Raw genomic sequence first — 26,968 nt, 5'->3', positions numbered from 1 at the left:
CCCGTACTGATCCCGGCAACGCGCCCACCGGGCCCCTGGTGCGCGCACCCGCCCGTCCGTGCCGGTCCGTTGTCCGGCTACTCGTCCTGGGCGACGGCGACCGTCGGCGAGGTCCGGGAGGCCCGGAGGGCGGGCACCGTTCCCGCGGCGGCGGTCACCAGGACGAGGACGGTGAAGACCGCCGCGAGTTCCCCCGCGGGGAAGCTGAACGGGACACTCGTCCCGGCGACACGGACGACCAGCCAGGAGTACGGCATGCTGAGGGCCAGGCCGAGGACTCCGCCCAGTACGCCGTAGAGCGCGCATTCCACCGTGACCATGCGGTGCACGGCCGCTCCACCGAGGCCCAGGGCCCGCAACAGCCCGAACTCACGCTTGCGTTCGACGACGGTGAGACTCGCCGTGGTCGCGACTCCGGCGACCGCCACCAGGACGGTCAGCCCCAGGACCATGATCACTGTCGTGGCCATCGTCCGCAGGTCGTCCGACTCCCCGGCCCGTCCGGCCTCCTCGGCGATGACGCGGCCGTCGCCGCGCTCCGGGCCGGTCAACGTGTCGGTGATCGCCCGCTGTGCGCGTATCCGCCCTTGAGCGCCGTCCTGCGAGACGTCGGCGGTGACCGTGGTGGGCACCGCGGCCATTCCCATACGGCTGAGGTCTGCGGCGGGGACGAAGAAGTTCCCTCCGTAGGGTCCGGTTCCGGGCAGCGTCGCCGCCACGGTGAGCTGGACGGGGCGGCCCTTGAACGTCAGCGTCACACGGTCGCCCGCCTGGACGCCGAGCCGATGGGCGTGGTCGGCGTCCACGACGACGTGGGCGGGGTCGAGGTGGCCGAGGGAGCCGGTACGGGCGGTCAGGCTCACGCCGGAGCGGACGGTGCCGAGGTCGAGGTCGGAGATCGTCGCGCTGCGGGTGCTCGCGATGACCTCCGCCGTGCGGAACGCGGTCACATCGGCCAGTTCGGGGTGAGAGGCCAGATCGGCGGCCAGCAACCGGTCCAGCGAGTCGCTGTCTCTCGCGTGCAGGTGGAAGTCGGCGGGTGCCTCCACCGCCTGCCGGTACCGCTCGTAGGCGTTCAGGGAGGCGAGGCAGGTCAGGGTCGAGCCGACCAGACAGACGCCGAGGGCCACGACGACCGCGACCGAGGCCGCCCGTCCCGGCGCGCCCCCTACGCCCGCGACCGCGAGGCGCCCGGCGGCGCCGGTGCGGCGCAGCGGCACGGCGACGGCCGACAGCACCGGCCGGACCAGACGGGGGCCGAGTGCGATCAGGGCCAGGAAGGCCAGCCCGCCCGAGAGCACTACGACGCTCAGCGCCTCGAACCGGTCGTACTCCGCGTCGCCCGGCTGGGGCAGCTCACCGTGCTGCTGCCAGGCGAGGCCCGCGGCGCCCGCCGCGCACAGCAGGCCCAGCAGGGTCCGTCCGATGCCGCCCGCCGCCTCCTGCCCGGATGCCGTGCTCCGCAGGGCTTGCAGCGGGGAGACCCGTGAGGCGCTCAGGGAGGGGGCCAGGACTGCCAGGACCGCCAGGAGAGCGGTGCCGAGAACGGTGAGAACGGCCTGCGTCAGCGGGACCTGGGAGGAGGCGAACAGGTCGTGCCCGAACCGGCCGGCGACCGGGGGGACGAGCTGTCCGCAGCCCCAGGCCGCCAGCACACCGGTCGAACCGGCCAGCAGGCCGACCGCCGCTCCTTCGGCGAGGAGCGCGGCGGCGAGCCGTCGCGGGGTCGCCCCGATGGCGCGCAGCAGCGCCAGCTGGCGTACGCGCCGTGCGAAGACGATGCGGAAGGTGGAGGTCGCGACGAGAACGGCCGCGCCGACGGCGACGGCGAGGAAGACGGTGACCAGCTCCAGCATGTCCTTCGCCTCCGCCACCGCCTCACGGGCCTCCTGGTCCCGCGTCTCGTCCCCGGACCGCACCTGTGCTCCGGGCACCGCCTGCCGGATCCGCTCCGTCAGCTCCGCCGAGACGGAACCGGCCGCAAAGGACGCGGTGTCGGTGCGGATGTCGATGCGGGAGTAGCCCGACACGCCGAGCAGCTCGCCGAGTTGGGGGCCGGGGGCGTACCCCGTGGGCTCCGCGTCGTTCGTGGCGGTGCTGCGGACGATGCCGCTGACCTCGACCGTCTTCCGGCGGGTGCCTTCGCCGTCGGGTTCGGGCTGCAGCAGGGTGAGCGACGAACCCGGTGCGAGACCGTAATCCTCCGCGGCCTGGGTGTTGACGGCGAGCCGGCCCGGACCGGAGGGGTACGTGCCGCTGAGCAGCCGGACTTGTGCCAAGGCGCCGGTGCCCGGGTCCGCGGACAGATCGAGGTAGCGTTCGACGGCGCTGCCGTCCAGCGGGCTGCCGCCGTCGATCCGGCCGACGGCCTCGGTGACTCCGGGCGTCTTCCCGATCTCGCGGAGGCGGCCCTCGCCGATGTCCTCACCGTCGTCGGGCGTGACCACCAGTGAAACCGCTTCGGGTGTTCCACGGAACTGCTCGACGACGGTCGCGGTGATGATCTGCTGGGCCGTCACGGCCCCGAAGACGACGAATGCCGCGATCAGCAGCGACAGTCCGGTCGCCGCGAACCGTCCGGGCCGCCTCAGGAGTTCCGCCACCTGGGAGCCCAGGACGGTCGCGCGCCACGGGGTACTCATCGCCGTCTCCTCATGGCGTCGGTGGCGAGTGCGGCGGCCCGCCCGGAAGGGGCGACGTGCTCGTCCTTCACGACGCGTCCGTCCGCGAGGGTCAGTACCCGGTCCGCGTACCGCGCGGCCTCGGGGTCGTGGGTGACCATCACGACCGACTGGCCGAGGTCGTCGACGGACCGGCGCAGCATGGTGAGGACTTCGGCGCCGGCCCGGGAGTCGAGGTTGCCGGTGGGTTCGTCGGCGAAGACCACGGCCGGCCGGGCCACCAGCGCCCGGGCCACGGCGACCCGCTGCTGCTGGCCCCCGGACAGCTCGGCGGGTCGGTGCGACACCCGGTGGGCGATGCCGAGGACTTCGCAGAGATGGTCCACCAACTCGCGGTCCGGGCGCCCGCCGGACATGGTGACGGGCAGCACGATGTTCTCGTAGGCCGTCAGCTGCGGCAGCAGGTTGAACGACTGGAAGACGAACCCGATCCGCTCCCGGCGCACCCGGGTCAGCTGCCGGTCGGACAGCCCGGTGATCTCCGTTCCGTCCAGGACGATGCTGCCGGAGGTGAGGGTGTCGAGCCCGGCGGCACAGTGCATCAGGGTCGACTTCCCCGACCCGGAGGGGCCGACGACGGCGGTGAACCGGGCGCGCTGGACACCGACGGACACCTCGTCGAGGGCCCGTACCTCGGCGGTGCCCTGACGGTAGGTCTTCACCAGGGCTGTGGCGGTGATGACGTCGTCCGGTGCGTGACTCCTGGCGGCGGTGTGGAGAGCCATGAGAGCGGTTCTCGCGATCCGGGTCAGGATCCGAGCTGCGGCATGGACAGGGTGACGCCGGAGTCCGAGCAGTGTCCCTGCGCCTCGCCCTGGAGGTTCTTCACGTCCTTCGCGGACGGCGCTTCGGGGGACTTCCTGGCGGTCGCGAGCGCCCATCCCTCGTACTGGGAGATCCTGGCTCCGAGGTAGCCGTCCTTCATCTGCGCGCGGCGCTCGTCGCCGGTTTCCCGCCACCACTTCTCCGCGTCCGGCACGGGGCCGGTGGAGATCTCCTCGGCCTCGGTGATGATGCGCTGCGCCAGCCGGCAGTCCTCGGTGGACGCCTGGCTGAGCTCGTTGCGGTCCTGCCACCAGTACCCCGCCCCGGTGGCCAGGGCCGCGGCGGTCACGGCCGTGACCGCGCCGATGACGAGGCGGTTCCGCTTGCGGTTCTGCGTGGTGGGCGTGGTGGGCGTGGTGTTCATTGAATCCTCCAGTGTCTTCTCGGCCGCGTTCGGCGACAGTGAGAAGTCTGGAGTCCGGCGGCCCGCCGGACATCGGCCACGAATTCGAGATCGGGCACGGCGGATCTGGCACGTCGGACGGGGTGGCTCCTGCACCCCCAGGGGCAGAACCCGGCGGCGCTTCTGCACCCTCAGGGGGAGGGACGGACCAGCCCGGACTCGTAGGCGAACGCGACGGCCTGGGCTCGGTCCCGCAGGTGCAGTTTCGCCATGAGGTTGCCCAGGTGCGTTTTCACCGTGGCCTGTGCGACATACAGGTCCGCCGCGATCTCGGCGTTGGACAGCCCTCTGGCGACGAGGGCGAGCACGTCCCGCTCGCGCGCGGTCAGGACGTCCAGCCGTTCGGCCTGTCCGTTCGCCGGTGCCAGCCGGTCCGAGACCCGGTCGAGGAGCAGCCGGGTGATCCGCGGCGCCACCACCGACTCCCCCGCGGCCAGGACCCGGATGGCGTTCACGACCTCCGCGGCGGGAGCGTTCTTCAGCAGGAAGCCGCCGGCTCCGCTGCGCAGCGCCGCGAACGCGTCCTCGTCGTTGTCGAAGGTGGTCAGCACCAGCACGCCGGGCGGATCGTCCAGCCGCATCAGCTGGTCCGTGGCCTGGATGCCGTCCATGACGGGCATGCGGATGTCCATGATGACGACGTCCGCCTCGACCTTTCGCAGCAGGTCGAGGGCCTCCGCCCCGTTCTCCGCCTCGCCGACGACCTCGATGTCGTCCTGACCGGCCAGCACCATGGAGAAACCGGCCCGGATCAGCGGCTGGTCGTCCACCACGGCCACCCGGATCGGCCTGCCTGCCTGCGTCATCACTTCGTCCTTGTCGGAATCGAGGCACGTACGTGCCATCCGCTGCCGAGCCGGGGGCCGGCCTCGAAGCTGCCACCGGCGAGCTCCACCCGCTCCCGCATCCCCACGAGTCCGTTCCCTCCGGAGCGCCCGCCTACGCCGCGGCCGGAGAGGGTGCCCGCTCCGTCGTCGACCACGCCGATCAGCAGTGTGCCCTGCTCCTCGTGGATCCGGATGGCGACCCCGGCCCCGGCTCCGGCGTGGCGCAGCACGTTCGTGAGGCACTCCTGGACGATGCGGAAGGCTGTCATCTCCTCCGCCGGCGACAGCCGTCCTTCGCCGACCTCGACCGACACGTCCACGGCCAGCCCGGCGGCCCGTGCGCGTTCGGCGATGACCTTGATCTCGGCGAGGGTGACCAGGCGCCGTGGCGGGTCGCTGTCGGCGGAGTCCGGGTTTCCCTCGCGCAGCACCCGGACGATGCGGTGCATGTCGTCGATCGCGTCCCGGCCGGTGGCGGCGATCGTCTGCAGCGCGGACTGCGCCGTGTCCGGCGACTTCCGCAGCACGGACTCGGCGCCGTCGGCCTGAAGGATCATCACGGCCAGGCTGTGCGCCACCACGTCGTGCAGTTCACGGGCGATCTCGGCCCGCTCCCGGGCCGCGGCCAGCCGGACGCCCTGCTCCTGTTCCCGCTCGGCGTGCCAGGCGCGGGCCGCCTGGCTCTCGGCGTAGAGGCGCCGCGTGTGCAGGGCGAAGGCCGTCAGCCAGACCGTCAACGTCAGTCCCCAGAGGATCAGGAGTGTGTGGAGATCGACGAACGGCTCGATGCCGAGGGCCGGCGTCCCCACCGTTCCGGCCGCCGTGACCAGCAGCACCACGGCGCCCGCGAGGTACGGCATCCAGGTGGTCCGGGAATGGTGGACGACCGACATCATGGCGAACAGCACGGCGACGTTGTAAGCGGCGGGTGCCGATGCCAGCGGCATGTCGGGCAGGTCGTACAGGACGAGCTGGACGAGGCTCAGTGCCAGGACGACCGCCATCACCGTGCCGGAGAACCGTCTGCGGGCCAGCAGGCACAGTCCCATCAGCCCGCCCAGGAGCAGGTCGTACTCGCCGCTGTAGTACTCCGCCGCCACCGGTACCACCAGCGCGATACCGATGTCGCAGGCCCGGGCGACGGCGCGTCCGGACCGGCCGGACAGCGTCATCCAGGACGACGGGACCGAGACCGTCCTCTCCTCAGCCAACCGTCGTGCCTTTCTCCTCCGGCAAGGGCGCTCCGCGTGGCCTGCCGGCACAAGTGCCGCCGGGCCGCGTGGACTTCGGGGTGAAGGCGATGCCCTCGCCGCCCATACTGCCTCAACGTGAGCCCGCAGGGCCCGGCACAGCGGCGCCGGGCGCCTCATGCACGGAGGTCCGCCCTGCACCGGTCCGGAACTCGGCGGTTGTATCTCGGCTGTGGCTTCGCATGCGACCGAGGGCCTGATGGACTCAGGCCATGTCGACGCTGCTGCCCCGCATCCTTCGAGCACTTGAACAGTTCCATGCCACCCACCCGTGGGACCACAACGCCCACTACCACCGATGGATCCTGCGCCAGCTCCCCAGACGTCTCAACAGTGCCCTGGACGTGGGATCAGGCAGCGGTGACCTCGCCAGACTCCTGGCCCCACGGGCCGGAGCAGTGCACGGTATCGACGTCGATCGCACCATCGTCGATCGCGCGCGGGAACTCACAGCCCCGGCAGCCCCGGTGACCTTCACCGTCGGGGACGCCCTGAACGAGATACCGCCTGGCCCCTACGACGCCATCACATGTGTCGCCACCATCCACCACATGCGGTTCAGCGACGCTCTCACCCACTTCCGACAGCACCTGGCGCCCGGCGGGACCCTGGTCGTCGTCGGCGTCTCCCGCCCGCAGTCTCTGACCGACTACCTGATCGACGCCGCCGCCATTCCGTCGAACGTCGCCATGGCCTGGATCAAGAACAAGGGCCGCAAGGCGCCGCGACCAGCCTCGATGACCGCCCCGACCCGACCGGCGAGCATGGCCTTCGCGGACATCGTGCGCGACGCCCGCCAGGCGCTGCCCGGCGTACGGCTGCGTCGGCGACTTTTCTGGCGCTACACGCTGGTCTGGCACCAGCACCAGGGCGTGTTTCGGAAGTAGCGCCGTCCGCCCGGAGGGTGTCGGAACTCCTGGACACATCAGATCCTGCGGGCGCTCGGCTGGGATCCCAGCCGAGCGTGATGCGTGGCCGGCTGTTGAGTGCCCCAGCAGCGAATCCTTCGCGTACGACGGCAGTAGAGGGAGAACCGCCTGGGACTCCGGGCGGTCGGCGTGCACGCTGGTGTGTTCAGGCGCGTACGGATGAATGTGCTCAGGCAGGACGGCGTGTCGTAGCCGGGGCGATGGGCGGCTGCGGTTGACGCTGTGGCGGTGCGGTCGCCGGCCGCATGACCGACATCAGGAGATTGAGGCGCATGCTTGTTCTGGGCCGCTCGCAGGTCGAGGCCCTGCTCGACGTGGACTCGCTGATCGACGCCCTGGCGCCGGCGATGGCAGATCTCAGTGCGGGCCGCGCCTCGGTGCCTGACCGTGTCGCCGCCCTGGTGTCCGAACGCGAAGGATTCCTGGCGGCCATGCCGGGCTTCCTGCCGTCGGCGGGGGCGCTCATGGCCAAGCTGGTGTCCCTCTTCCCGCACAACGACGGGGCACGGCTGCCTACACATCAGGCGCTGATCGTGGCGTTCGATCCGGACACCGGTGAGCCCACTGCGCTGCTGGACGGTACGGCCATCACCGCAGCGCGGACCGGCGCCTGCTCCGCGCTGTCGGTGCGACTGCTGGCCCGCGAGGACGCGACAGAGCTGGCAGTGCTGGGCACCGGCGTGCAGGCCCGGTCCCACGCCCGCGCGATCTGTCGGGTCCGCCCGATCCGGCGGATCCGCGTCGCCGGCCGGGATCCGGCGAAGGCCGCTGCCCTGGCCGAGGAACTCTCAGCCGTACTGGAGGGCGAAGTCCAGGCCGTGTCCAGCTACGCCGAGGCACTCGACGGCGCGGACATCGCCGCCGCGACGACGCACGCCGTCGAACCCGTCATCCGCCGTTCCTGGCTGACACCCGGGGTGCACATCACGTCCGTGGGGTACAACCCGGCGGGCCGTGAGATCGACGGCGCCACGGTCGCCGAGGCGCTGGTGTGTGTCGAATCGCGCCAGGCCGTGCTCGCCCCGTTCCCTGCGGGCAGCAACGACCTGCTCATGCCGATCCGTGACGGCCTCATCACAGCCGATCACGTGCACGCCGAGTTGGGCGAACTCATCGCCGGCAGCAGACCGGGGCGCACCGCACCGGACCAGATCACCCTCTACAAATCGGTCGGTGTGACAGCGCAGGACGCCGCGGCCACGGCCCTGGTCGTCGCGTTCGCCCGCGAGCGATCGATCGGCGAGGAGATCACGCTGCGGTGACGCCGCTACCGGCACCGCGTGCCGGGCGGCGCAGCTGCCTGTGCGGTTCCCCCGCCGAACCACTGGAACCCAACAGGTCCCCATGAAGTTCCCCCGCGACCTCGGCGTCACGCGCCGACCGCCCGTGGCGGTGGCGGCGCTCGCAGGCCGACGGCGAGCGGCTGCGGCACTGTGCACAGCGGGCGCTATCGCTTCTTTTTCTTGTACTTGAGGGACTTCTCCTCGTTCAGGCGCTGGATCAGGTCGTAGGCCGCGAGGGCGAGGGGCTTGAGGCCGGCGGTGGGCACGTTCGCCTTCATCCGGCGCAGCTCGGCGACCAGGGCGACCTCCTCCTTGCCGGACCTGCCCACCTTGTCGTCCACCGAGCCCAGCGCGCCGAGCGAGCCGTGGATGTGATCCCAGTCGTCCTTGCGGTTACCGACCTGGTTCTTCTCCGCTTCGGTCAGGTGCTTGTAGGCGCGCAGCAGGTCCTTGCCGGCCGGAATGCCCGTCAGCCATTCGGCGCGGGTCAGCGGGATCTGCCTCTTCTCGAGGCGGCCGGCGTCCCCGTGTTCGACGGGCCTGTTGTACAGCGGCTGGTTCCCGTCCTCCGGGAGACCGGCCGCGTTGAGGGCGAACGCGACGCCACAGCGCCTCGAACTCGAAGCCGTCCCGGCGCTGGATCGCGCCCGCGCCTCCGCCGCCGTGCTCCTCGCCGTCCGCGGCACAGCGGTGGACGCTCTGGCCGCGCGCGACCCGAGCCCCGACGTCGGACGCCTCACGTTCCCACGTGCCGTTCGGATCGCTGAGGCCGCCCGGAGCGTCGTGCTGAGTGGTGTGGTGGATCTCGTGGGCCATCGTCTCGACGTCACGCAGGACGCTCGCGTTCTGGACGACGATGTTGTCGCCGACGGTGTACGCCTTGGCGTCGATGCTCGCGGTGGTCTGCTCGTCGACCGAGACCCGATGTGGTCGAGCCTGGTGCCGAAGGCGTTCTCCATGGTCGTGCGCACACCGTCCGGCAGCCGGCTGCCGCCGCGCCCAGCCGTTCTCGCGGCGTTCCCCACGACGTCGGGCCGGCTCGCGTCGCCGCCCTCGAAGGCCTGCACGGCGCTGTGGCCACGGCCGGCGCCTTCCGGATTCTGCTCGCGCTCGATCATCCGTGAGACGGCCGCGTTCCCGATCGCTCGTTGCAGGGCGGTCGGCGCCGGTGTTCCGTCGAGACTCCGCGGTGTGCCGCATGGAAGTATCCGTTCGAACGAAATCTCTTACATCGCCTCAGAACGCGACTCTGCCGCAGGAACTGCCGTGAGGGAAGAGCGGATCGGGCCGTCTGGTCACTCTTGACCCGGCCCGGCAGATCCTCATCGAGACGTTCGATGCCGGTCGGGACGGGTCGGCCGCGCAGGACGTAGGTGAGGTGCGGCGGGCTTCGGCGAGCAGGTGCCGTTCTCCGAACTACGTGGTGCTCTCTCGTGAAGCTGTTGGCAGCAGTGTGAGGCGTTACTCACGGCGTTCGAACGCGCCGCGCATCACGTACACCACGGCGGCGACAGGCTTTCCATCAGCTTCATCGCACGTTGATGGGTACTTTCACCGACCTTTTACATCTCCCATAAACCAAGTTGTCTTCATGAACTCATGACGTCCATCGCTTTACCGATCCACACGATGGCTCCTTTCGGATGCCGTGGCTCAATACCGTTCTGATCAGCAACCTTGACAGTGCGTCACGTAATCGTGACATTGATCATATTGCAAAGCCTTTACTTCCCCATTGCCCTCCGTGTTTCGATGGAGCCGTCAATTCCGTTACCTAACCCGCCACATCCGACGGCAGTCGCCGGCGCAGCGCCGGCATCACCGACAAGGATGCCTGTTCTTATGTCCGAAAATGGCTCTGCCCTGCAACTTTCCGACGCTCAGCTCGGGGTCTGGCTCGCGGAGCGCGCCGGACTCAGTCGGCCCGGCGCCTATCAGCAGGCGGAGTACCTCGTCCTGGACGGTGCCGTCGACACCGGTCTCCTCGCCGCCGCGGTCACCAGGGCCGCGGCCGACTGCGAGGCGGTCAACGTCCGCATCTCCGGGACGGCGGATCTCTCGCCCGTGCAGCGGCTCCTGCCGGACGATCCCGAGCACACCACCGAGGTCGTCGACCTCCGGGAAGCGGCCGATCCGGACGCCGCCGCGCTGGAGTGGATGCGGGCCGACGTGGATGCGGCCGGGGGCATCGACGACGGACCGTTGTTCCTCGGAGCCGTGCTGCGCGTCGCCGACGACCGCTCACTGGTGTTCCACCGCATTCACCACATCGCTCTGGACGGCGCGGGCATGGCGTTGTTCGCCGAGCGCGTCGCCGAGGTCTACAGCTGTCTGCACGACGGCCGTGCCGTTCCGAGGAGCGGCTGGAGCGGACTCGGTTCCCTGGTGCACGCCGAAGCCGCCTACCGGAACGCCGCCGAACACGGCGCGGACCGGGAGTGGTGGCGGGACCGGCTGGACGGGCGGCCGGACTTCCTGAGCCTGGGCACGCGTCCAGCCCCGGCCTCGGACCGTTCGCTGCGGTTGACCAGGGTGCTGTCCCGGGTGGAGTTCGCCGGCTTGCGGACCGGTGCGCAGCGGCTCGGGCACCGCTGGACCCGGCTGCTCACCGCGGTGACCGCGGTCCATCTGCACGCGGTGACCGGCAGCCGCGACGTCGTTCTGAGCCTGCCGGTCGCCGGCCGTCCGCCCGAACTCGCCCGGACCGTACCCTCGATGACGGCCAACGTCCTGCCGCTGCGGCTGCACGCCGACCCCGCGGCCACCGTCGGCGAACTGCTCGACCAGGTCGCCGGAGAACTGCGGCTGGTGCGCCGGCACCAGCGGTACCGGGGTGAGCACCTACGGCGTGACCTGGGACAGCCCGAGGACGGCCGAAGGTTCTTCGGTCCCGTGCTCAACATCCAGCGCTTCGACCGGCCGCTGCGGTTCGGCCGCGTGACGGCGACCGTCCACAACCTGCAGGCGCCGCCGTCGGAGGACCTCTCGATCGTCGCGTACGACCGCGGTGACGGCGAGCTGCGTCTCGACTTCGACGCCAACCCCGCCAATCACAGCGAGGAGTTGCTGCGCGACGTCGCCGACCGCTTCCTCCATGTGCTGTGGCAGGTGGTGGAAGCCGACCGGGACACTCCCCTGGCGCGGCTGGCGGCGACGACCGCGAGCGAGCGCCGGCTCAGCGTGACGCTGGGCACGGGCCACCGCGCGCCGTCCCCGCCTGCCGGTACGGCCGTCGACCGGTTCGCCGAACAGGTGCGCCGCTCCCCCGACGCTTACGCGGTGCGCTCGGTCGCGACCGGTGAGCGGCTGACCTACCGCGAACTCGACGCGCGCAGTACGGCACTGGCCGCCGAGGTCGCCGCGGCCGGAGCGGGGCCGGAGCGGGCCGTCGCGCTGCTGCTCGACCGGTCGGTGGACCTGGCCGTCGCGGCGCTCGGCGTGGTGAAGGCCGGCGCGGCCTACGTCCCCCTGCAACGGGACGACGCGCTCACCCGGCAGGAAGCCGTGCTGTCCGACGCGGGAACCCGGCTGCTGATCACCGACGGGGGGACCGAGGGAGACCCGATCGTCACGCGGGCGCGTGACCTCGGCGTGCGTCAGCTGGACGTGCACGCGCGTGACACCGGAGAAGCCGTGCGGCCGCGGGTCACGGCGGAGACGCTGGCCTGCGTCATGTTCACCTCCGGGTCCACGGGGCGGCCCAAGGGGGTCGCGATCACCCAGGGCAACCTCGCCGGACTCGCCGCCGACCGGTGGTGGGCCGAGGGCGGCGCGGACCGGGTACTGCTGCACTCACCACACGCCTTCGACGCGTTCAACCTCGAACTGTGGGTGCCGTTGCTGACCGGTGGCGAGGTGGTCGTCGCCCCACCGGGGCGGCTGGACCCGGCCGGGCTGGCCCGGATCACCGCCGACACCGGTGTCACCGGACTGTGGCTGACCGCCGGGCTGTTCAACGCGATCGCCACGGACGATCCCGCCTGCTTCGGCGGGCTGCGCCAGATCTGGACCGGCGGTGACGTCGTGTCGCCCGCGGCGGTGCGCACCGTACGATCCGCGCTGCCGGAGCTGACCGTCGTCAACGGGTACGGGCCGACCGAGACCACGGTCTTCGCGACCAGGTTCGCCGTCGCCGCCGAGGACGACGTTCCCGAGGACACCGGCTCCGTTCCCATCGGTGCGCCGCTGGACGGCAAGCGGGTGCTGCTGCTCGACGACGCGCTGCGGCCGGTACCGCCCGGTGTGGTCGGGGAGCTGTACGTCGGAGGTGCCGGTCTCTCCCGTGGCTACCTCGGCCGGGCGGCCGCGACCGCCGAGCGCTTCGTGCCCGATCCGTCCGGCCCGCCGGGCGCACGTGTCTACCGTACGGGCGACCTGGCTCGCTGGAACCGCGACGGGAGCCTGGAGTTCGTCGGACGCGCCGACGGGCAGGTCAAGCTGCGCGGCTTCCGGATCGAAGCGGGCGAAGTGGACGCCGCGCTGCTGGCCGAGCCCGGCGTGCGGCAGGCCGCGACGGTCCTGCGGGAGGACCGGCCGGGAGTGCGGCGGCTGGTGGCCTACGTGGCCACATCGGGTGACACGGCATCGCTGCTCGACGCGGTGGCGGACCGGCTGCCCCCGTACATGGTGCCGTCGGCCGTGGTGGAGGTGGACCGGCTGCCGCTGACCCGCAACGGAAAGCTCGACCGGGCCGCGCTGCCCGCGCCGGACACCGGGGACGCCGGCACCGGAGACGCCTCGGACAACGGAGGCCCGGACGTGGCCAGGGCTCCCCGGACCCCCTCGGAGCACCGGCTGGCCGAGCTGTTCGGCCAGGTTCTCGGTCTGGAGACCGTCCCGCTCGACAGCGACTTCTTCCAGCTCGGCGGCGACAGCATCAAGGCGATCCAGCTCGCCGGCGCGGCGCAGCGGGCCGGTCTGGCCGTCACCACGCCTGACGTGTTCCGCACGCCCACCGTCTCCGCCCTGGCCGATGCCGTCGGCGTGGACGCGGGGGCGATTCCGGGGCACCGGGTCGCGCTGGGTGACGCGGACGATCCCACGGTGCTCCTGACGCCCATCATGCACTGGCTGCGCGAGCGCGGCGGGCCGATCGACGGCTTCGTGCAGTCCCTGACGGTGCGCACTCCGGCGGGCATGTCCGAAGCGCAGGTGCGCGCCGTGGTGCAGGCGCTCGTCGATCACCACAGCATGCTGCGGCTCTCCCTGACCGTCGTGGACGGGCTGTGGGCCCTGGAGGCGCTGCCCCACGCCATGGTGGAACTGAACCGTCCGGACACGGTGCTCACCCCGGAGCGCGGGCGGGTGGTGCATGCCGACTGGCGGGGCGCCGGACCGGCGGAGCAGGGCGAACTGACCCTCACCGTGCACCATCTCGGCGTCGACGGCGTCTCCTGGCGCATCATCCAGGAGGATCTGCGGGCCGCCTGGGAAGCAGTACGGCGGGGGCGCACCCCACGGCTGCAACCGACCGGAACCTCCTTCCCCCAGTGGACGAGGGCGCTGGTCCAGCACGCGCACCACCCGTCGGTGCTCGAGGAGTTCCCCCGGTGGCGGGCGACGCCCGAGGACCCCCCGGTCGCCGGCCGTGCGCTGGACGGCGCGGTGGACACCGAGGACACCCGCCTCTGGCACTCCGTCACCCTGCCCGGCGCGCTCACCGAGCGTCTGGTGACCGACGCGGCCACGGCCTTCGACTGCTCGGTGCACGAACTGCTGCTGACCGCGTTCGCCCTGGCCGCCGCCGACTGGCGGGAGGGACCGGACACGCTCCTGGTGGACCTCGAGGGCCATGGGCGTGAGGAGTTCGCCGCCGGCCTGGACCTGTCCCGTACGGTCGGCTGGTTCACCACCCTGTTCCCGGTGGTGCTCGATCCCGGGTGCTCCTGGGCGGACGCCCGTACCGACCCGACCGCGCTGGACGGTGCGGTGGCCATGGTACGGTCCTGCGTGCGGGACGCCTCGCGTGCGGGCCTCGCCCACGGTCTGCTGCGCCACCTCAACCCGCAGAGCGGGCCGGTGCTGGCCGCCCGGCCGTCCCCGCAGTTCGCGTTCAACTACCTGGGCCGTTTCGACGCCGGCGGGAACGAGGACTGGGCGGTGCGCGCCGATGCCACGGTGGTCGGGGCGCCCACCGGCGGCGGGCTGGCGATGAGCCACGTCGTGGAACTGGACGCGGTGATCACCGATTCTCCGGACGGTCCCCGGCTGGTGGCGAACTGGTCCTGGCCGGGCGGGCTGCTCGGCGACGCACGGGTCGCCGACCTCGCGCGGCGGTGGTTCGACGTGCTGGAGGCGCTGGCGCACCGGGCGCGCGCCCGGGCGACGGGTGAACTGCCCCTGCCCCCGCTGGCACAGGGGCTGCTGTTCCACTCCCTCTACGACCACGACGGCGCCGACCCCTACCTCGTCCAGTTCGTCTTCGAACTCGGCGGGGCGCTGGACCCCGCGGCGCTGCGCGACGCGCTCCACCGCCTGCTGCGGCGCCATCCCCAGCTGTCCGCGGGAGTTCGGCAGAGCCCGTCGGGCCGTCCCGTGCAGGTCGTCGTCCCCGACGCCGCCGTGGAGTGGCAGGAGCTGCCCGCGCACGAGGACCTCGAACGATTCCTGGAGTCCGACCGCAGGCGGCGCTTCGACCTCGCCACCCCTCCGCTGGTCCGCGCGGCCCTGCTGCGCCGGGACGGCGAGCGGCACACCTTCGTGCTGACCACGCACCACCTCCTGCTGGACGGCTGGTCCATGCCGATCCTGGTCAAGGAGTTGTTCGCGCTCTACGCCGGTCGGACGCTCCCACCCGCGACGCCGTACCGCGACTTCCTCGACTGGCTGTCCACGAGGGACTCCCGCGCGGACGAGGCCGCCTGGCGCGCGCTGCTGTCCTCCCTGGACGGTCCGACGCTGGTCGGCGGGCCGGGACGGCGCGGTTCGGCCGTGGCCCGGAACCGGCTCACGGCCGAGCTGGACGAGGCCACGAGCGCGCGGGTCGACGCCGTGGCGCGGCGGTACGGGCTGACCGCCAACGTCGTCGTGCAACTGGCGTGGGCGGTCCTGCTGGGTGCCCTGACCGGGCGGGACGACGTCGTCTTCGGCGCGACGGTCTCCGGCCGGCCGGCGGAGCTGCCGGGCGCGGAGCACATCGTCGGCCTGCTGATCAACACCATCCCCGTACGGGTCCGTCTCGATCCGCACCGGTCGGTCGCCGAGTCCCTCGCGGAGCTGCGCGCCCAGCAGCTGTCCCTGCTGGACCACCAGCACGCCGACCTGACGCGGCTGCAGTCGATCGCCGGGCACGCCGAACTGTTCGACACGGTCGTGGTGTTCGAGAACTACCCGGTCGACGAGGGCGAACTGAGAGCTCTCGTCCCCGGTCTGGAGCTCCGGGACGTACAGGGCCGGGACGGCACGCACTACCCGCTGACGTTGATCGCCGTACCGGGCGGCCGGTTGCGGCTGCGTCTGGATCACAGCACCGACCTGTTCGAGGAGAAGGCGGCCCGTCGTCTGCTGGACCGTCTCGGCGCGCTGCTCGACCGGATCACCGAGCGTCCCGACGCGCGGCTGGGGCAGCTCGACCTGCTGCTGTCCGACGAGCGGGAGACCCCGGCGTCCACCACGCCGGCGTCCACCCCGGCGGACACCGTGGTGGAGCCCGCCCCCGGCTCCCTGCCCGCGCTGTTCGAGGCGCAGGCGCGCCGGCGGCCGATGGCCCCGGCGCTCACCTGCGGGGGCACCACGCTGTCGTACCAGGAGCTCAACGCGCGGGCGAACCGCCTGGCCAGGCTCCTCGTCACGCGCGGGGCCGGGCCGGAACGCCTGGTGGCCCTCGCGCTGGAACGTTCCGCCGATCTGGTGGTCGCGGTGCTGGCCGTACTGAAGTCAGGGGCCGGCTATCTGCCCCTGGACCCGGCGCACCCCGAGGAGCGGATACGGCAGGTACTGACCGCCGCCGAACCCGTGCTCGTCGTGACGGGCACGCCGCTGGCGGTGCCGCACCCGCAGATCGTGCTGGACGGCACCGACCCGGCCGCCTCCCACCCGGCCGACGACCTCGGCCTGGCCGTGGATCCGCACGGCGTCGCCTACGTGATCTACACGTCCGGGTCCACCGGGACCCCCAAGGGCGTCGTGGTGTCGCACCACAACGTCGTGCGGCTGCTCGCGGTGACCGACGCCCGGTTCGGTTTCGGTGACGACGACGTGCACACGTTGTTCCACTCGTACGCCTTCGACGTCTCGGTGTGGGAGCTGTGGACGGCGCTGGGCCGCGGCGGCCGCCTGGTGGTCGTACCGGGCGACGTCGCCAGGTCGCCACGGGAGCTGCTGGCACTGCTGTCCCGGGAGCGGGTCACCGCGCTGAGCCAGACCCCGTCGGCGTTCTACCAGCTCATGCGGGCCGAGGCGGAGGCGGAACCGGGCGGGCTGCCCGCGCTGCGGGTCGTCGTGTTCGCCGGTGAGGCGCTGGAGCTGTCGCGTGTCCGCACCTGGCACGGCCCCGGCCGCCCGAAGCTCGTCAACATGTACGGGATCACCGAGACCACCGTGCACGCGACCTACGCCGAGCTGACCGATCCCGACGAGACCGCCGGCGTCGTCGGCACCGCGCTGCCCGATCTGCGCCTGCACCTGCTGGACCACGCGCTGCGACCGGTCCCGCCCGGCTGCCCCGGCGAGATCTACGTGGCCGGCCCCGGAGTGACACGGGGTTACCTGCGACGGCCCGGGCTCACCGCGAGCCGCTTCGTCGCCGACCCGTTCGGCGCGCCCGGTGCCCGCATGTACCGCTCCGGGGACCTCGCGCGGCAGCGGGCCGACGGCCGGCTCGAGTACCTGGGCCGCACGGACCAGCAGGTGAAGATCCGCGGCTACCGGATCGAGCCCGGGGAGATCGAGCGGGTCCTCGAACGGCACCCCGCCGTGGCGCGTGCCGTGGTGCTCGCGGACAACACGGACCCCGACGGCGGGCGACTGCTCTGCTACGCCGTGACCGCCGGGGGGACGACGCCCGCCGAGCTGCGCGAGTACGCCCGGACGGTACTGCCCGCGCACATGGTGCCCGCGTTCGTCCTGCCGGTCGACGAGATCCCGCTGACCGCCAACGGCAAGCTGGACCGCGGGGCGCTGCCGAGGCCGGAGACCGCGCTGCCGGTGAGCCGCCCGCCCGTGGACGAGCGGGAACGGCTCCTGTGCGCGTTGTTCGCCGAGACGCTGGGGGTCCCGGAGGTCGGCGCGGAGGACAGTTTCTTCGACCGGGGCGGGCATTCGCTGCTGGCGACCCGGCTGATCAACCGGGTGCGCGCGGAGACCGGCTGCGAGCTGAGCATCCGTACCCTGTTCGACGCGCCGGTGGTCGCCGACCTGGCGCGTCGCCTGCCGGAGCCGGTGGCCGGCGCGCCGCGCGGCCGGGTCGTCGTGTCCGCGCGCCCTGAGCACATCCCGCTCTCTCCCGCGCAGCGCCGACTGTGGTTCTTCAGCCGGTTCGCCGGGCCCAACTCCGTGTACAACATGTCCTTCGCGCTGCGGCTGGCCGGTCCTCTGTCGGCCGGGCACCTGCGCGCGGCCCTCGGTGACGTGCTCGTCCGGCACGAGAGCCTGCGCACCACCGTCACCGAGATCGACGGCGAGCCCTGCCAGCACATCGGCACGGCGGAGGAGTTGTCGTTCGAGGTGGTGACCGCCTCGGAGACCGAGCTGCCCGACCTGCTCGCCGACGCGGCCGCGCACGTCTTCGACCTCGCAGCCGAACTCCCGGTCCGGGTCCTGCTCTGCGAGACGGCGCCCGACCAGCACGTCCTGCTGATCCTGCTGCACCACATCGCCGCGGACGGCTGGTCACTGGCTCCGTTGGCCCGCGACCTGTCCACCGCCTACCGGGCGCGCGTCGCGGGCGGGGCCCCGCAGTGGGCCGACCCGCTCGTGCAGTACGCCGACTACGCGCTCCGGCAGCGCGGACGCGACCTCGGCGACGGACTCGCGTACTGGACGGAGAAGCTGCGCGGCGTCCCGGAGGTGCTGCCGCTGCCGACCGACCACGCCAGGCCGCCGGTGTCCGCGCACCGCGGGGAGACCGTCGAGTTCTCGCTCGACGCCGGGCTGCACACGCGGCTGACCCGGCTCGCCCGGTCCACCGGGACCAGCCTGTTCATGGTGGTGCACGCCGCGATCGCGGCCTTGCTGTCACGGCTCGGCGCCGGGGAGGACATCCCCGTCGGCACACCCGTGGCAGGGCGCCACGACGCGTCCCTGCACGAGACCGTGGGCTGCTTCGTCAACACGGTGGTGCTCCGCACCGACCTCGGCGGCGGCCCGACGTTCACCGAACTGCTGGAGCGGGTCCGCACCACGGACCTCGACGCCTTCGCCCACCAGGAGGTGCCGTTCGAGCAGGTGGTCGAGGCGGTCAACCCGCCCCGCTCGCTCTCCGCACACCCGGTCTTCCAGGTGATGCTGGCCTTCCAGGACACGCCGACCGTCGACTTCGACCTGCCTGGGCTGCGGGTCGAGACGGTCGCCTCGCACGGCGGTGCCTCCCGCATGGACCTGCTGTTCAGCCTGCGTCAGCGGCACACGGACCACGGAACGGAAGCCGGTGCCGGGGGTGTCGAGGGTCTGCTGGAGTACGACACCGAACTGTTCACCCCCGCCTCCGCCCGCCTGCTGCTCGTGCGGCTGGAACGGCTGCTGCACGCGGTGGCGGCGGAACCGCACCGCGCCATCGCCGATCTCCCGGTCCTCGTCCCCGGTGAGTACGAGCAGCTGACCGTCCGCTGGAACGCGACCGCCCACGACGTGCCCGACACCACCGTGGCCGACCTGTTCGCGGCACAGGTGCTCCGTACTCCCGACGCGCCGGCCGTACGGCACGGGGACACCGGGCTCACCTACCGGGAGCTGTCCGCACGGGCGGACCGCATCGCGGCGGAGCTCCGTACCCGCGGGGCCGGCCCCGGCAGCCTGATCGCCCTGCGACTCCGGCGAAACCCCGACCTGCCCGCCGCCCTCCTCGCCGTCCAGTCGGTGGGCGCCGCCTGTCTGCCCATCGACCCCGCGCTGCCGCCACGGCGGATCGCGGCCCTGCTGGCGGACGCCCGCCCCCTGCTGGTGCTCCGCCACGACGACGGACTCACCGTCACCGCCGGACCGGAGGAACCGGCGCCCGTGCCCGAGAACACGGCGTACGTGACGTACACCTCGGGGTCCACCGGCCGGCCGAAGGGCGTCGTCGTCCCGCACAGCGCGCTGACGAACCTGGTGCTCGCCCTGCGCGAGAGGCTGGCGGTCGGGGCGGACGACCGTGTGCTGGCCGCCGCGCCCGCGAGTTTCGACATGTCCGTGCCCGAGCTGTACCTCCCGCTGGTCACCGGTGCCGCGATCGTGCTCGCGGGGAAGGACGCGCTGCGGGACCCCGACGAGCTGTCCGCCCTGCTCGACGGGCACGGGGTCACCGTGATGCAGGCGACCCCGTCGCTGTGGCAGGCCCTCGCGGCCCGGCGCCCGGAGCGGCTGCGGCACGTCCGCGCGGTCGTCGGCGGCGAGGCCGTACCGGCGGAACTGGCCGGGGAGCTGACCGGTCTCACCGAGTCGCTGCTGGCCTGCTACGGCCCGACCGAGACCACGGTCTGGTCCACCGCCCACCCGGTCACCGGCCGGGCGACGGCCGCCACGGTGCCGCTCGGGCGTCCGCTGTGGAACACCCGGTGTTACGTACTGGACGCCGGGCTGCGGCCGGTGCCGCCGGGCGTGAGCGGTGAGCTGTACGTGGCCGGGGCTGGCGTGGCCACCGGCTATCTGCACCGACCGGCGCTGACCGCGACCCGCTTCGTCCCCGATCCGTTCGGCCCGGCGGGGCAGCGGATGTACCGCACCGGCGACCTCGCGTCCTGGACCGCCGACGGGGTCCTGCGCTTCCACGGCCGGACCGACGACCAGGTGAAGATCCGCGGACACCGCGTCGAGCCGGGCGAGATCGAGGCCGTGCTGACCCGTCACGAGGACGTCGACGCGGCCGCGGTGGCCGTGCACGACCGCGGCGCCGACGACCGCCGTCTGGTCGGCTACGTCGTACCCGTGGGAGCCGACCTGCGCTCGGTGGGCGCGCACCTGGCCCGGTACCTGCCGGACCACATGGTGCCCGGCCGCCTGCTCGCGCTGGACCGGCTCCCCCTCAGCGCCAACGGGAAGCTGCTGCGCGACCGGCTGCCCGAACCGGACTGGGCCGCCGCGGGCGACTCACCACCACCGGAGAACCTGCGCGAGCACCTGATGTGCGCACTCTTCGCCGAGGTGCTGGGCGTGCCCCGGGTGGGCCCCGGTGACCACTTCTTCGAGCTGGGCGGACATTCGCTCCTGGCGGCCCGGCTGACCGACCGGGTGCGCACCGTGCTCGGACTGGAACCCACGATCCGGAACGTCTTCGAGGCGGCCACCCCCGCCGCGCTGACCCGGCTGCTGGACCGCGCACCGTCGCCGGACACCCCCGCGCACCTCGTTCCCTTCCGTTCCGGCGGCCCGGCGGCACCGGTGTTCTGCGTCCATCCGCTCAGCGGAATCAGCTGGCTGTACTCGGGGCTGCTGCGGCACATCGACCGCGAGCACCCGGTGTACGGCATCCAGGCCGAGGGGCCCGGCGGGGTGGCGGATCTGCCCGGCACCGTCGAGGCGATGGCCGAGCGGTACCTGGAGTTGCTGCGGTCGGTCCGCCCCGACGGCCCGTACCACCTGGTCGGCTGGTCCTTCGGCGGACTCGTGGCGCACGCGATGGCGGTCCGGCTGCGCGAACTCGGCGAGCCGGCCGGGGCCCTGTTCCTGGTGGACACGGTCACCGGCGCCGCGGCCGGACCGGAGGAGCCCGTCGACGACCGGCGCGTCCTGCGCATTCTGCTGACGGCCGCTGGCTTCGACGACCGGCAGTTCACCGAGGCCGACCTCGATTTCGGAACCGTCTCGGCCCTGCTGCACCGTGAGGGGAGCCTGTTCGCCCGGTTCACCCCGGACGACATCGACCGTGTGATCACGGTGTCGCGCAACAACGACCGGCTCGCGCGGGCCTACCGGCCGCCGCGCTACCCGGGCGACACCACGTACGTCGAGGCGGGCGCGGACGCGCCGCGCCGCGTACCGCACCACGAACTGTGGCGGCCCCACGTCGGCGGCGAACTGACGCTCGGTCAGGTCACCGCCGATCACCACCAGGTGATGCAGGCGCAGCACGTGGACGACGTCGGAGTCCAGCTCCGTGACCTGCTGAGGAGGCTGCGTTGACCGGCACGAATATCACCACCGATACCAGTATCGACACCAGCACCAGGACCGGCGCCGATCCCGGAGTCCTGGCCGAACTGCCCACGGGCGCGCGGGTGGTCCTCCGGCTGCCCAACGGCCCCCACCTGGCGGACGTCCTGCTCACCTGCTTCGACAGGGGTCTCGTCGCGGTCCCGCTGCACCCGCGCGCCACCGGCCAGGAAGTGACGGGCATCGCCGAGCGCGTCTCCGCGACGGCCCTGGTCGACGTCCACGGCCTGCACCGCACCGGCCTGCCCGACGTCCACCGGGACACGGTCCCGGACGACCTCGCCCTCATCATGTTCACCTCGGGCTCCACCGGCCCGCAGAAGGGGGTCATGCTCAGCCGGCGGGCGGTACGGGACAACGCCGCGAAGACCGCGGCGCTGCACGGACTGGCACCGGACCGCCCGCACGGGACCTGCCTGCCGCTGTACCACTGCAACGCGCTCGTCATGTCGCTGATCGGCACCCACCTCACCGGCGCGCCGCTGACCCTCCAGGCCGCCTTCGACCCGGCCGGCTACTTCGCCGCGCTGGACGCCGCCGGGGCCAGGACCGCCTCCATCGTGCCCGCCCTGCTGGCGGACCTGCTGGAGGTCGGGCCCGACTGGCCGGACGGCCTGGAGTACCTGATCACCGCGGCCGCCCCGCTGACCAGCGACCTCGCCCGCCGTTTCCACCGCCGGTACGGTCCGCGCCTGCGGCAGGGCTACGGTCTCACCGAGGCGGTCAACTTCAGCTTCACCATGCCCCGGCTCGACGACGCCGAGTTCCGCGACCAGTACCTGGAGCACACGCCCCCGGTCGGGGCACCGCTGCCGGGCACCGAACTGCGGCTGGAGTCCGGTGAGGTGTGGATCAGCACGCCGGACCTGATGACCGGTTACTGGCAGGACCGCAGCACCACCGCCGCCACGGTCACCGAAGACGGCTGGCTGCGCACCGGAGACCTGGGCGAACTGCGCGACGGCCTGCTGGTGCTGCGCGGCCGCGCCGGTGAGCGCGTCAACCGGGGCGGGGAGAAGCACTACCCGCTCGACGTCGAACACGGCTGGCGCCGGGCGGGCCTGACCGGCCGGTTCGCGGCGGTCGCGGTGGACGAACCCACGCTCGGCCAGGACATCGGGCTGGTCGCCACGGAGCAGCCGGTCGCCGCCGTACGCAACCTGTACGAGCGGGCGGCGCTGCGCCCGGCGGCGGTCCAGTTCGGCGGCTTCCGGGCGACGTCCACCGGCAAGCCCCAGCGCAGGGCGATGGGCCGGGTCCTCAGTGCGCGCCGGCTGACCCCCGCACGGTACGAACGCCTGCTGCGCTACGCCGCGGCCACCGCGCACGACCTGTTGCGCTCGGGCGCCGAGGACCCGGCCCTACGCGCGCTGGCCGCGCAGGCCGACGACCGTCCCCACGGAGGTGAGGAGGCCGTCTTCGGCGCGTTCGACTTCCTCCGGGAGCACTGGCACGACGCGGACGACGCGGAACTGTCCCCGGCCAGGGCCCGGTGGCGGCGGACGCTGCTCACCGAGTGGCCCCTGGCGGTCCACACCGAACTCGCCGCGGACGTGGCGGCCCGGCACGGGTTCGACGGGCCGCCGGTGCCGTGGGGAACCGAAACCCGCTTCGGCGACGGTTCGCTGCTCGTGCTGCCGCACGGGCCCGCGGCGGACGGCCCCGTCTGGCCGCTGGGCCCGCTGCTGTCCTTCCTGGACGGCGAGGGCGGTCGGGCGGACCGCTGGGCGTGGCTGACCCGGCTGCGCCACAGCGGATTCCCGGCCACGGGCTGCTCGGTGCTGCGTGCCGGGCGCCACGACCTGGGCGGCGTGCTGTGGGCACGGCGGCCGGACCCCGAATCGACCGAGCACTGATTCCGAACCGAACGAACCGAACGAGCACGCGGGAGCGACCGGATGAGCCACGAGACCACCCAGACGACCGGCCGTATGAAGCAGTCCCCCGATCACGAGGACGAGATCCTCGACCTCCGTCGGCACCAGGACCCCGACCGCAACCGGCTGACCCCGGTGGTGCAACTGCCGCCGGACGTCGCCCTGACCGTGGTCGAGGCCCTCGCCGGTCTGGTCCGGTCGGCACACCGCGAGGAGCGGACGCACCCCACTCCACCCGGCCGGCTCAAGCAGGCGCAGGAATTCGAGGAAGGGGACGTCTACATGCTGGAGCCCCCCTTCGAGGGGTACTTCGCCGACCGCTACCTGATGGACTTCTACGACACCATCGAACGCGGCATCTGCTCACGCATGCACCTGCACACCGGGCTGCGGTTCGTCCGCATGATGACCGGCCCGGAGACCACGATCCGGGTCTCCGGCCTGTCCCCGATCACCGTGCGTTCCGCGGCGCCGGGCTGGACCGGACCGCTGACCACCTTCACCGACGTGCTGCCCGACACACCCGCCGGGGTGCACCGGGACCGGCACAACGTGATCGTGCCGCCGAACTCCTGGGTCGACATGCAGATACCGCGCGGCGTCTCGCACCAGTTCAACGCGGTGGGCCCGCACGCGGTGATCGACTCGGTACACCCTGAGGAGTCCATCGAGACCCTGCGCGAGGAAATGTCGGGGTACCGGATGATGGCGCAGACCATCTTCCTCGCCAAGTCCAAGAGCCCGGCCGACACCTGCGCCGGCGTCACCGCACCGGACGACAGCACGCCCCGCTGACCCCGCCGCGTACCGGCTCACGGTTGCCCCTCGTCCGCGTCCGGCCCGACGCGTGAGCCCGGTGCGGCCTGCACCGACGCGAGAGGGACTGGTGCTGCCATGGCGCTTTTCACCTGACTCGTCCGCTCGTCCGGCGTTCGAGCCACGCGAGCCTCTATACGACAACGGAGTGGAACAGCATGTCGAACCCTTTCGACGGCCCGAACGGCACGTATCTCGTCCTGGTGAACGAGGAGAACCAGCATTCACTCTGGCCGGAGTTCGTACCGGAGCCCGAGGGGTGGCGCGTGGCACATCCAGCCGGTTCCCGGGACGCCTGTCTGTCCTTCATCGAGGAGAACTGGACGGACATGCGCCCCGCGAGCCTGGCCCGTGCCATGGACCGGCCGGCCAACGGTCAGCAGCCACGCGGAAGTGACGGGTGAAACGTATGTAGCGGTGGACAGCCGCGATCTTGGTGCCGGGGACCCGGCGGCCGGCTGGACGTAGGTGTCACCGCACCACACGTGGGGCAGGGCGAGCAGGACCGGTCACGAGGCGGGAAGGCGTCGCCACCGCGTCCCGAGGTGGACAAGCACACGAAGCTCCTGGCAGACACGGGTGCTCTTGGTCGAGAACCCCGTCTGCCAGGAGCTTCGTCGGTGCGCAGCCGGCCGATCCTGTGACTGGTCCGTGTCCGGGTCGTTGCCGTGGGCGCGGGGAGGGGCTCTCGAGCTGGCCGGTCCGACCGCTGCACCGTGTCGGGATGCCACATTCGGCACAGCGGATCGGGACCGGCCCAGCAGCTCCTCCGTCTCGAAGTTCAGCCCAGCCCGCAGCGATCAAGTGCGGCACGAACCTGGTGGAGCCCCTCCACTCTCCGGTGATCCCGGTCAGGCATCTGGTCGTTCCGGCGCCAGCGCCAGGCCGAGAACATCGCCCAGTTCAGGGCGCGGCACCGGTGAATCAGGTCGTGGTCAGCCCCCGCATAGTGCTTTCCCACTTCCTCGGGTGCATGGGCGAGGTCAAACTCGATCGGTCCACGGCAGCACGTGGCGAGGTCCACGAAAAGCGGCCCTCTCTTTGTGTTCAGGACGTTGCCCGGATGCGGCTCGCCGTGCAACAACTGGTCCCCGGCTTCGTCGATGCTGATCGCGGCGCTCAGACCACTGAGTGTGTCGCGGAGGAGTTTTCGGTCGGAATCGGGCAGCTCGGGGGACTGCCCCCGGTCGTTCACCTCTCGCAGTGCCCTGGCGACTCGATCGGTGACATGCGGTGCGTCCAGAGCGATCTGACGCAGGGCGGCATGGTGCCGCATGAACGCGTCCGCGTAGTCGGCCGGCGCGATCTCTGATCCCACAGGTTCGTAGTAGGTCCACAGCGAGATGGCGAAGGCATCACGCACCTGGACCCGAGGGTCGACCCGAGGGTCGAGCCCAGCCACCGGCGCGTCGACAGCGGCGAGATGGCGCGCAACCCCTACTTCGAACTCGGAATCAGCCAGCTGCCCCGAGGGCGCGACCCGAGCCAGAACATCGCAAGGGACCAGGCGCAGCGCGACGCGGTCCGAGTTGTGGATGACGACCACATCGTCGACCTGAAGTCCCAGCTCGGAAGCGGTCGCCCGTCCTGCTTCAACTGCGCGGCGAAGTTCCGACGGCTCCATACCGTCCTCCCTCATCGTTGAGTACACCTACACGTCCGGGGTCGACCGGGCGGTCTGGTCAGGGCTCTCCTGCCCGTGTTCGGGAAGTTGTCGGCGTGTGAGTCGATCGTCCGTGTCCTCGGGCGGTGAAGCCAGGCGCCCTGTCATCCGGTCAAGGTGCTTGACAACGAACCTAGTACTCCAGTGTTGTTTCGTGATCATGTGCGGGTCGACTGCGCGCGGACCTGCCCGAATGTCGTTGAGTCGAGCCGCAGTTGCAGGCGGGCTCTGTGGGCAGACATATTGATGGTCGGGCCAGGAACCGAACTGTTGCAGCACACGTCTCCCGCACCATGACCTCAAGTGAGCACCAAGAGCACGCGTTTTCCACCAGGCTGGTTTCACCGTCCTCGGTGAGTGTGGATTCGTCGAAGGTCAACGACTACAGCAGCTTCGCCGAGGCGTACACAGCCGCGAACGAAACCAACCTGGTCAATGCCTACTACGAGCGTCCCGCGATGCTGGCCCTCGCTGGAGACGTGGCTGGCCGGCGGATCCTCGACGCCGGCTGTGGCTCGGGGGCCCTGTTTGCCGCGCTGCGCGACCGTGGCGCCATTGTGAGTGGCTTCGACTCGAGTGCCGGGATGCTGGAGCTGGCTCGGCAGCGGCTCGGCGACGGTGTGGACCTGCAGGTGGCGGACCTGGGCGGCCCGCTTCCCTACCCTGATGACGCGTTCGACGATGTAGTAGCGTCCCTGGTGCTGCACTACCTGGAGGACTGGGGGCCGGCGCTGGCCGAGCTGCGACGCGTACTCAGGCCCGGCGGTCGGCTGATCGCGTCTGTCGACCATCCCTTTGCCGTCAACCTCATTCACCGCGAGGCCGGTAGCGAGGCCGAGTGCGACTACTTCGACACCACCAACTGGACCGTGGAGTGGAGCATGGGCGGCCAGACCACCCTGGTGAGTCGCTGGAACAGGCCGCTGCACGCAATGATCGAGGCTTTCACCGGGGCCGGTTTCCGGATTACGGTCATCAGCGAGCCGGAGCCTGATCCCGCCGCCCGCGAGCTGTTCCCCGAGGCCATCGCGGCCGAGCCGCGCTTCCTGTGCTTCCTGTTCTTCGTACTGCAAGCGGATTAGTACTCCGGTGTGCAGTCTCGCCCTGGCCCAGGCGACGACGGCCAG

General features: G+C 71.8%; 14 protein-coding genes and 1 pseudogene. 7 read left to right on the top strand and 8 right to left on the bottom strand.

Going from position 1 to position 26,968, the window contains the following annotated elements; translation table 11 throughout:
* Nucleotides 1-77 precede the first annotated feature (77 nt).
* From ACFYQ5_RS28555 to ACFYQ5_RS28535, 5 genes are all read right to left on the bottom strand, one after another.
* On the bottom strand, nucleotides 78-2,642 hold the full coding sequence (locus ACFYQ5_RS28555) for an FtsX-like permease family protein (RefSeq protein WP_389201654.1): 2,565 nt from the start codon (nucleotides 2,640-2,642) through the stop codon (nucleotides 78-80).
* The gene (locus tag ACFYQ5_RS28550) at nucleotides 2,639-3,343 is read right to left on the bottom strand and encodes an ABC transporter ATP-binding protein (RefSeq protein ID WP_389201676.1); all 705 of its coding nucleotides are present in this window, start codon (nucleotides 3,341-3,343) and stop codon (nucleotides 2,639-2,641) included. The genes ACFYQ5_RS28555 and ACFYQ5_RS28550 overlap by 4 nt, the downstream gene beginning before the upstream one ends.
* Nucleotides 3,344-3,429: 86 nt before the next feature.
* Entirely contained in the window at nucleotides 3,430-3,870 is a 441-nt protein-coding gene (locus ACFYQ5_RS28545) for a hypothetical protein (RefSeq protein ID WP_389201653.1), read from the bottom strand.
* A gap of 170 nt (nucleotides 3,871-4,040) precedes the next feature.
* Nucleotides 4,041-4,715 (bottom strand): response regulator, encoded by a 675-nt coding sequence (locus ACFYQ5_RS28540; protein WP_389201652.1) that lies wholly within the window; start codon nucleotides 4,713-4,715, stop codon nucleotides 4,041-4,043.
* A complete protein-coding gene (locus tag ACFYQ5_RS28535) occupies nucleotides 4,715-5,947 on the bottom strand; it encodes a sensor histidine kinase (protein WP_389201650.1) in 1,233 nt (410 codons plus the stop codon). Before ACFYQ5_RS28535 ends, ACFYQ5_RS28540 begins: the two co-directional genes overlap by 1 nt.
* A gap of 251 nt (nucleotides 5,948-6,198) precedes the next feature.
* On the opposite strand from ACFYQ5_RS28535, the gene ACFYQ5_RS28530 reads away from it, so the two are divergent.
* On the top strand, nucleotides 6,199-6,873 hold the full coding sequence (locus tag ACFYQ5_RS28530) for a class I SAM-dependent methyltransferase (protein WP_389201648.1): 675 nt from the start codon (nucleotides 6,199-6,201) through the stop codon (nucleotides 6,871-6,873).
* A 314-nt stretch (nucleotides 6,874-7,187) separates the two neighbouring features.
* Nucleotides 7,188-8,177 (top strand): ornithine cyclodeaminase family protein, encoded by a 990-nt coding sequence (locus tag ACFYQ5_RS28525; protein ID WP_389201645.1) that lies wholly within the window; start codon nucleotides 7,188-7,190, stop codon nucleotides 8,175-8,177.
* A gap of 185 nt (nucleotides 8,178-8,362) precedes the next feature.
* Here ACFYQ5_RS28525 and ACFYQ5_RS28520 read toward each other — a convergent pair whose 3' ends face one another.
* Both ACFYQ5_RS28520 and ACFYQ5_RS28515 read right to left on the bottom strand, forming a co-directional pair.
* Complete coding sequence (locus ACFYQ5_RS28520) at nucleotides 8,363-8,884, bottom strand: hypothetical protein (RefSeq protein WP_389201682.1); 522 nt, start codon at nucleotides 8,882-8,884, stop codon at nucleotides 8,363-8,365.
* A 151-nt stretch (nucleotides 8,885-9,035) separates the two neighbouring features.
* Nucleotides 9,036-9,398, bottom strand: a pseudogene (locus ACFYQ5_RS28515) (hypothetical protein); the annotation flags it as partial.
* A gap of 642 nt (nucleotides 9,399-10,040) precedes the next feature.
* Between ACFYQ5_RS28515 and ACFYQ5_RS28510 the strand changes: the two are divergent.
* The 4 genes from ACFYQ5_RS28510 to ACFYQ5_RS28495 all read left to right on the top strand — a co-directional run bounded on the left by ACFYQ5_RS28510 (nucleotide 10,041) and on the right by ACFYQ5_RS28495 (nucleotide 24,582).
* Nucleotides 10,041-21,455, top strand: coding sequence for an amino acid adenylation domain-containing protein (locus ACFYQ5_RS28510; protein ID WP_389201644.1), 11,415 nt, complete (start codon nucleotides 10,041-10,043; stop codon nucleotides 21,453-21,455).
* Complete coding sequence (locus ACFYQ5_RS28505) at nucleotides 21,452-23,341, top strand: class I adenylate-forming enzyme family protein (RefSeq protein WP_389201642.1); 1,890 nt, start codon at nucleotides 21,452-21,454, stop codon at nucleotides 23,339-23,341. Before ACFYQ5_RS28510 ends, ACFYQ5_RS28505 begins: the two co-directional genes overlap by 4 nt.
* Before the next feature lie 42 nt (nucleotides 23,342-23,383).
* The gene (locus tag ACFYQ5_RS28500) at nucleotides 23,384-24,157 is read left to right on the top strand and encodes a hypothetical protein (protein ID WP_389201641.1); all 774 of its coding nucleotides are present in this window, start codon (nucleotides 23,384-23,386) and stop codon (nucleotides 24,155-24,157) included.
* 179 nt (nucleotides 24,158-24,336) lie between these two features.
* Nucleotides 24,337-24,582: an MbtH family protein gene (locus ACFYQ5_RS28495; RefSeq protein WP_389201640.1), complete on the top strand. Its 246-nt coding sequence runs from the start codon at nucleotides 24,337-24,339 to the stop codon at nucleotides 24,580-24,582.
* Between the two features lie 377 nt (nucleotides 24,583-24,959).
* Here ACFYQ5_RS28495 and ACFYQ5_RS28490 read toward each other — a convergent pair whose 3' ends face one another.
* Nucleotides 24,960-25,802, bottom strand: a complete 843-nt coding sequence (locus ACFYQ5_RS28490) for a phosphotransferase family protein (protein WP_389201638.1) — start codon at nucleotides 25,800-25,802, stop codon at nucleotides 24,960-24,962.
* Between the two features lie 332 nt (nucleotides 25,803-26,134).
* Between ACFYQ5_RS28490 and ACFYQ5_RS28485 the strand changes: the two genes are divergently transcribed.
* Nucleotides 26,135-26,923 carry a class I SAM-dependent methyltransferase gene (locus ACFYQ5_RS28485; RefSeq protein WP_389201637.1) on the top strand — a complete coding sequence of 263 codons (789 nt, stop codon included), beginning with the start codon at nucleotides 26,135-26,137 and terminating at the stop codon, nucleotides 26,921-26,923.
* The last annotated feature ends 45 nt before the right edge of the window (nucleotides 26,924-26,968 follow it).

Source organism: Streptomyces sp. NPDC005794 (assembly GCF_042871445.1).
Lineage (GTDB): Bacteria > Actinomycetota > Actinomycetes > Streptomycetales > Streptomycetaceae > Streptomyces.
The sequence above is the reverse complement of the archived record's forward strand: the minus strand, read 5'-3'. Positions and strand labels throughout refer to the sequence as shown.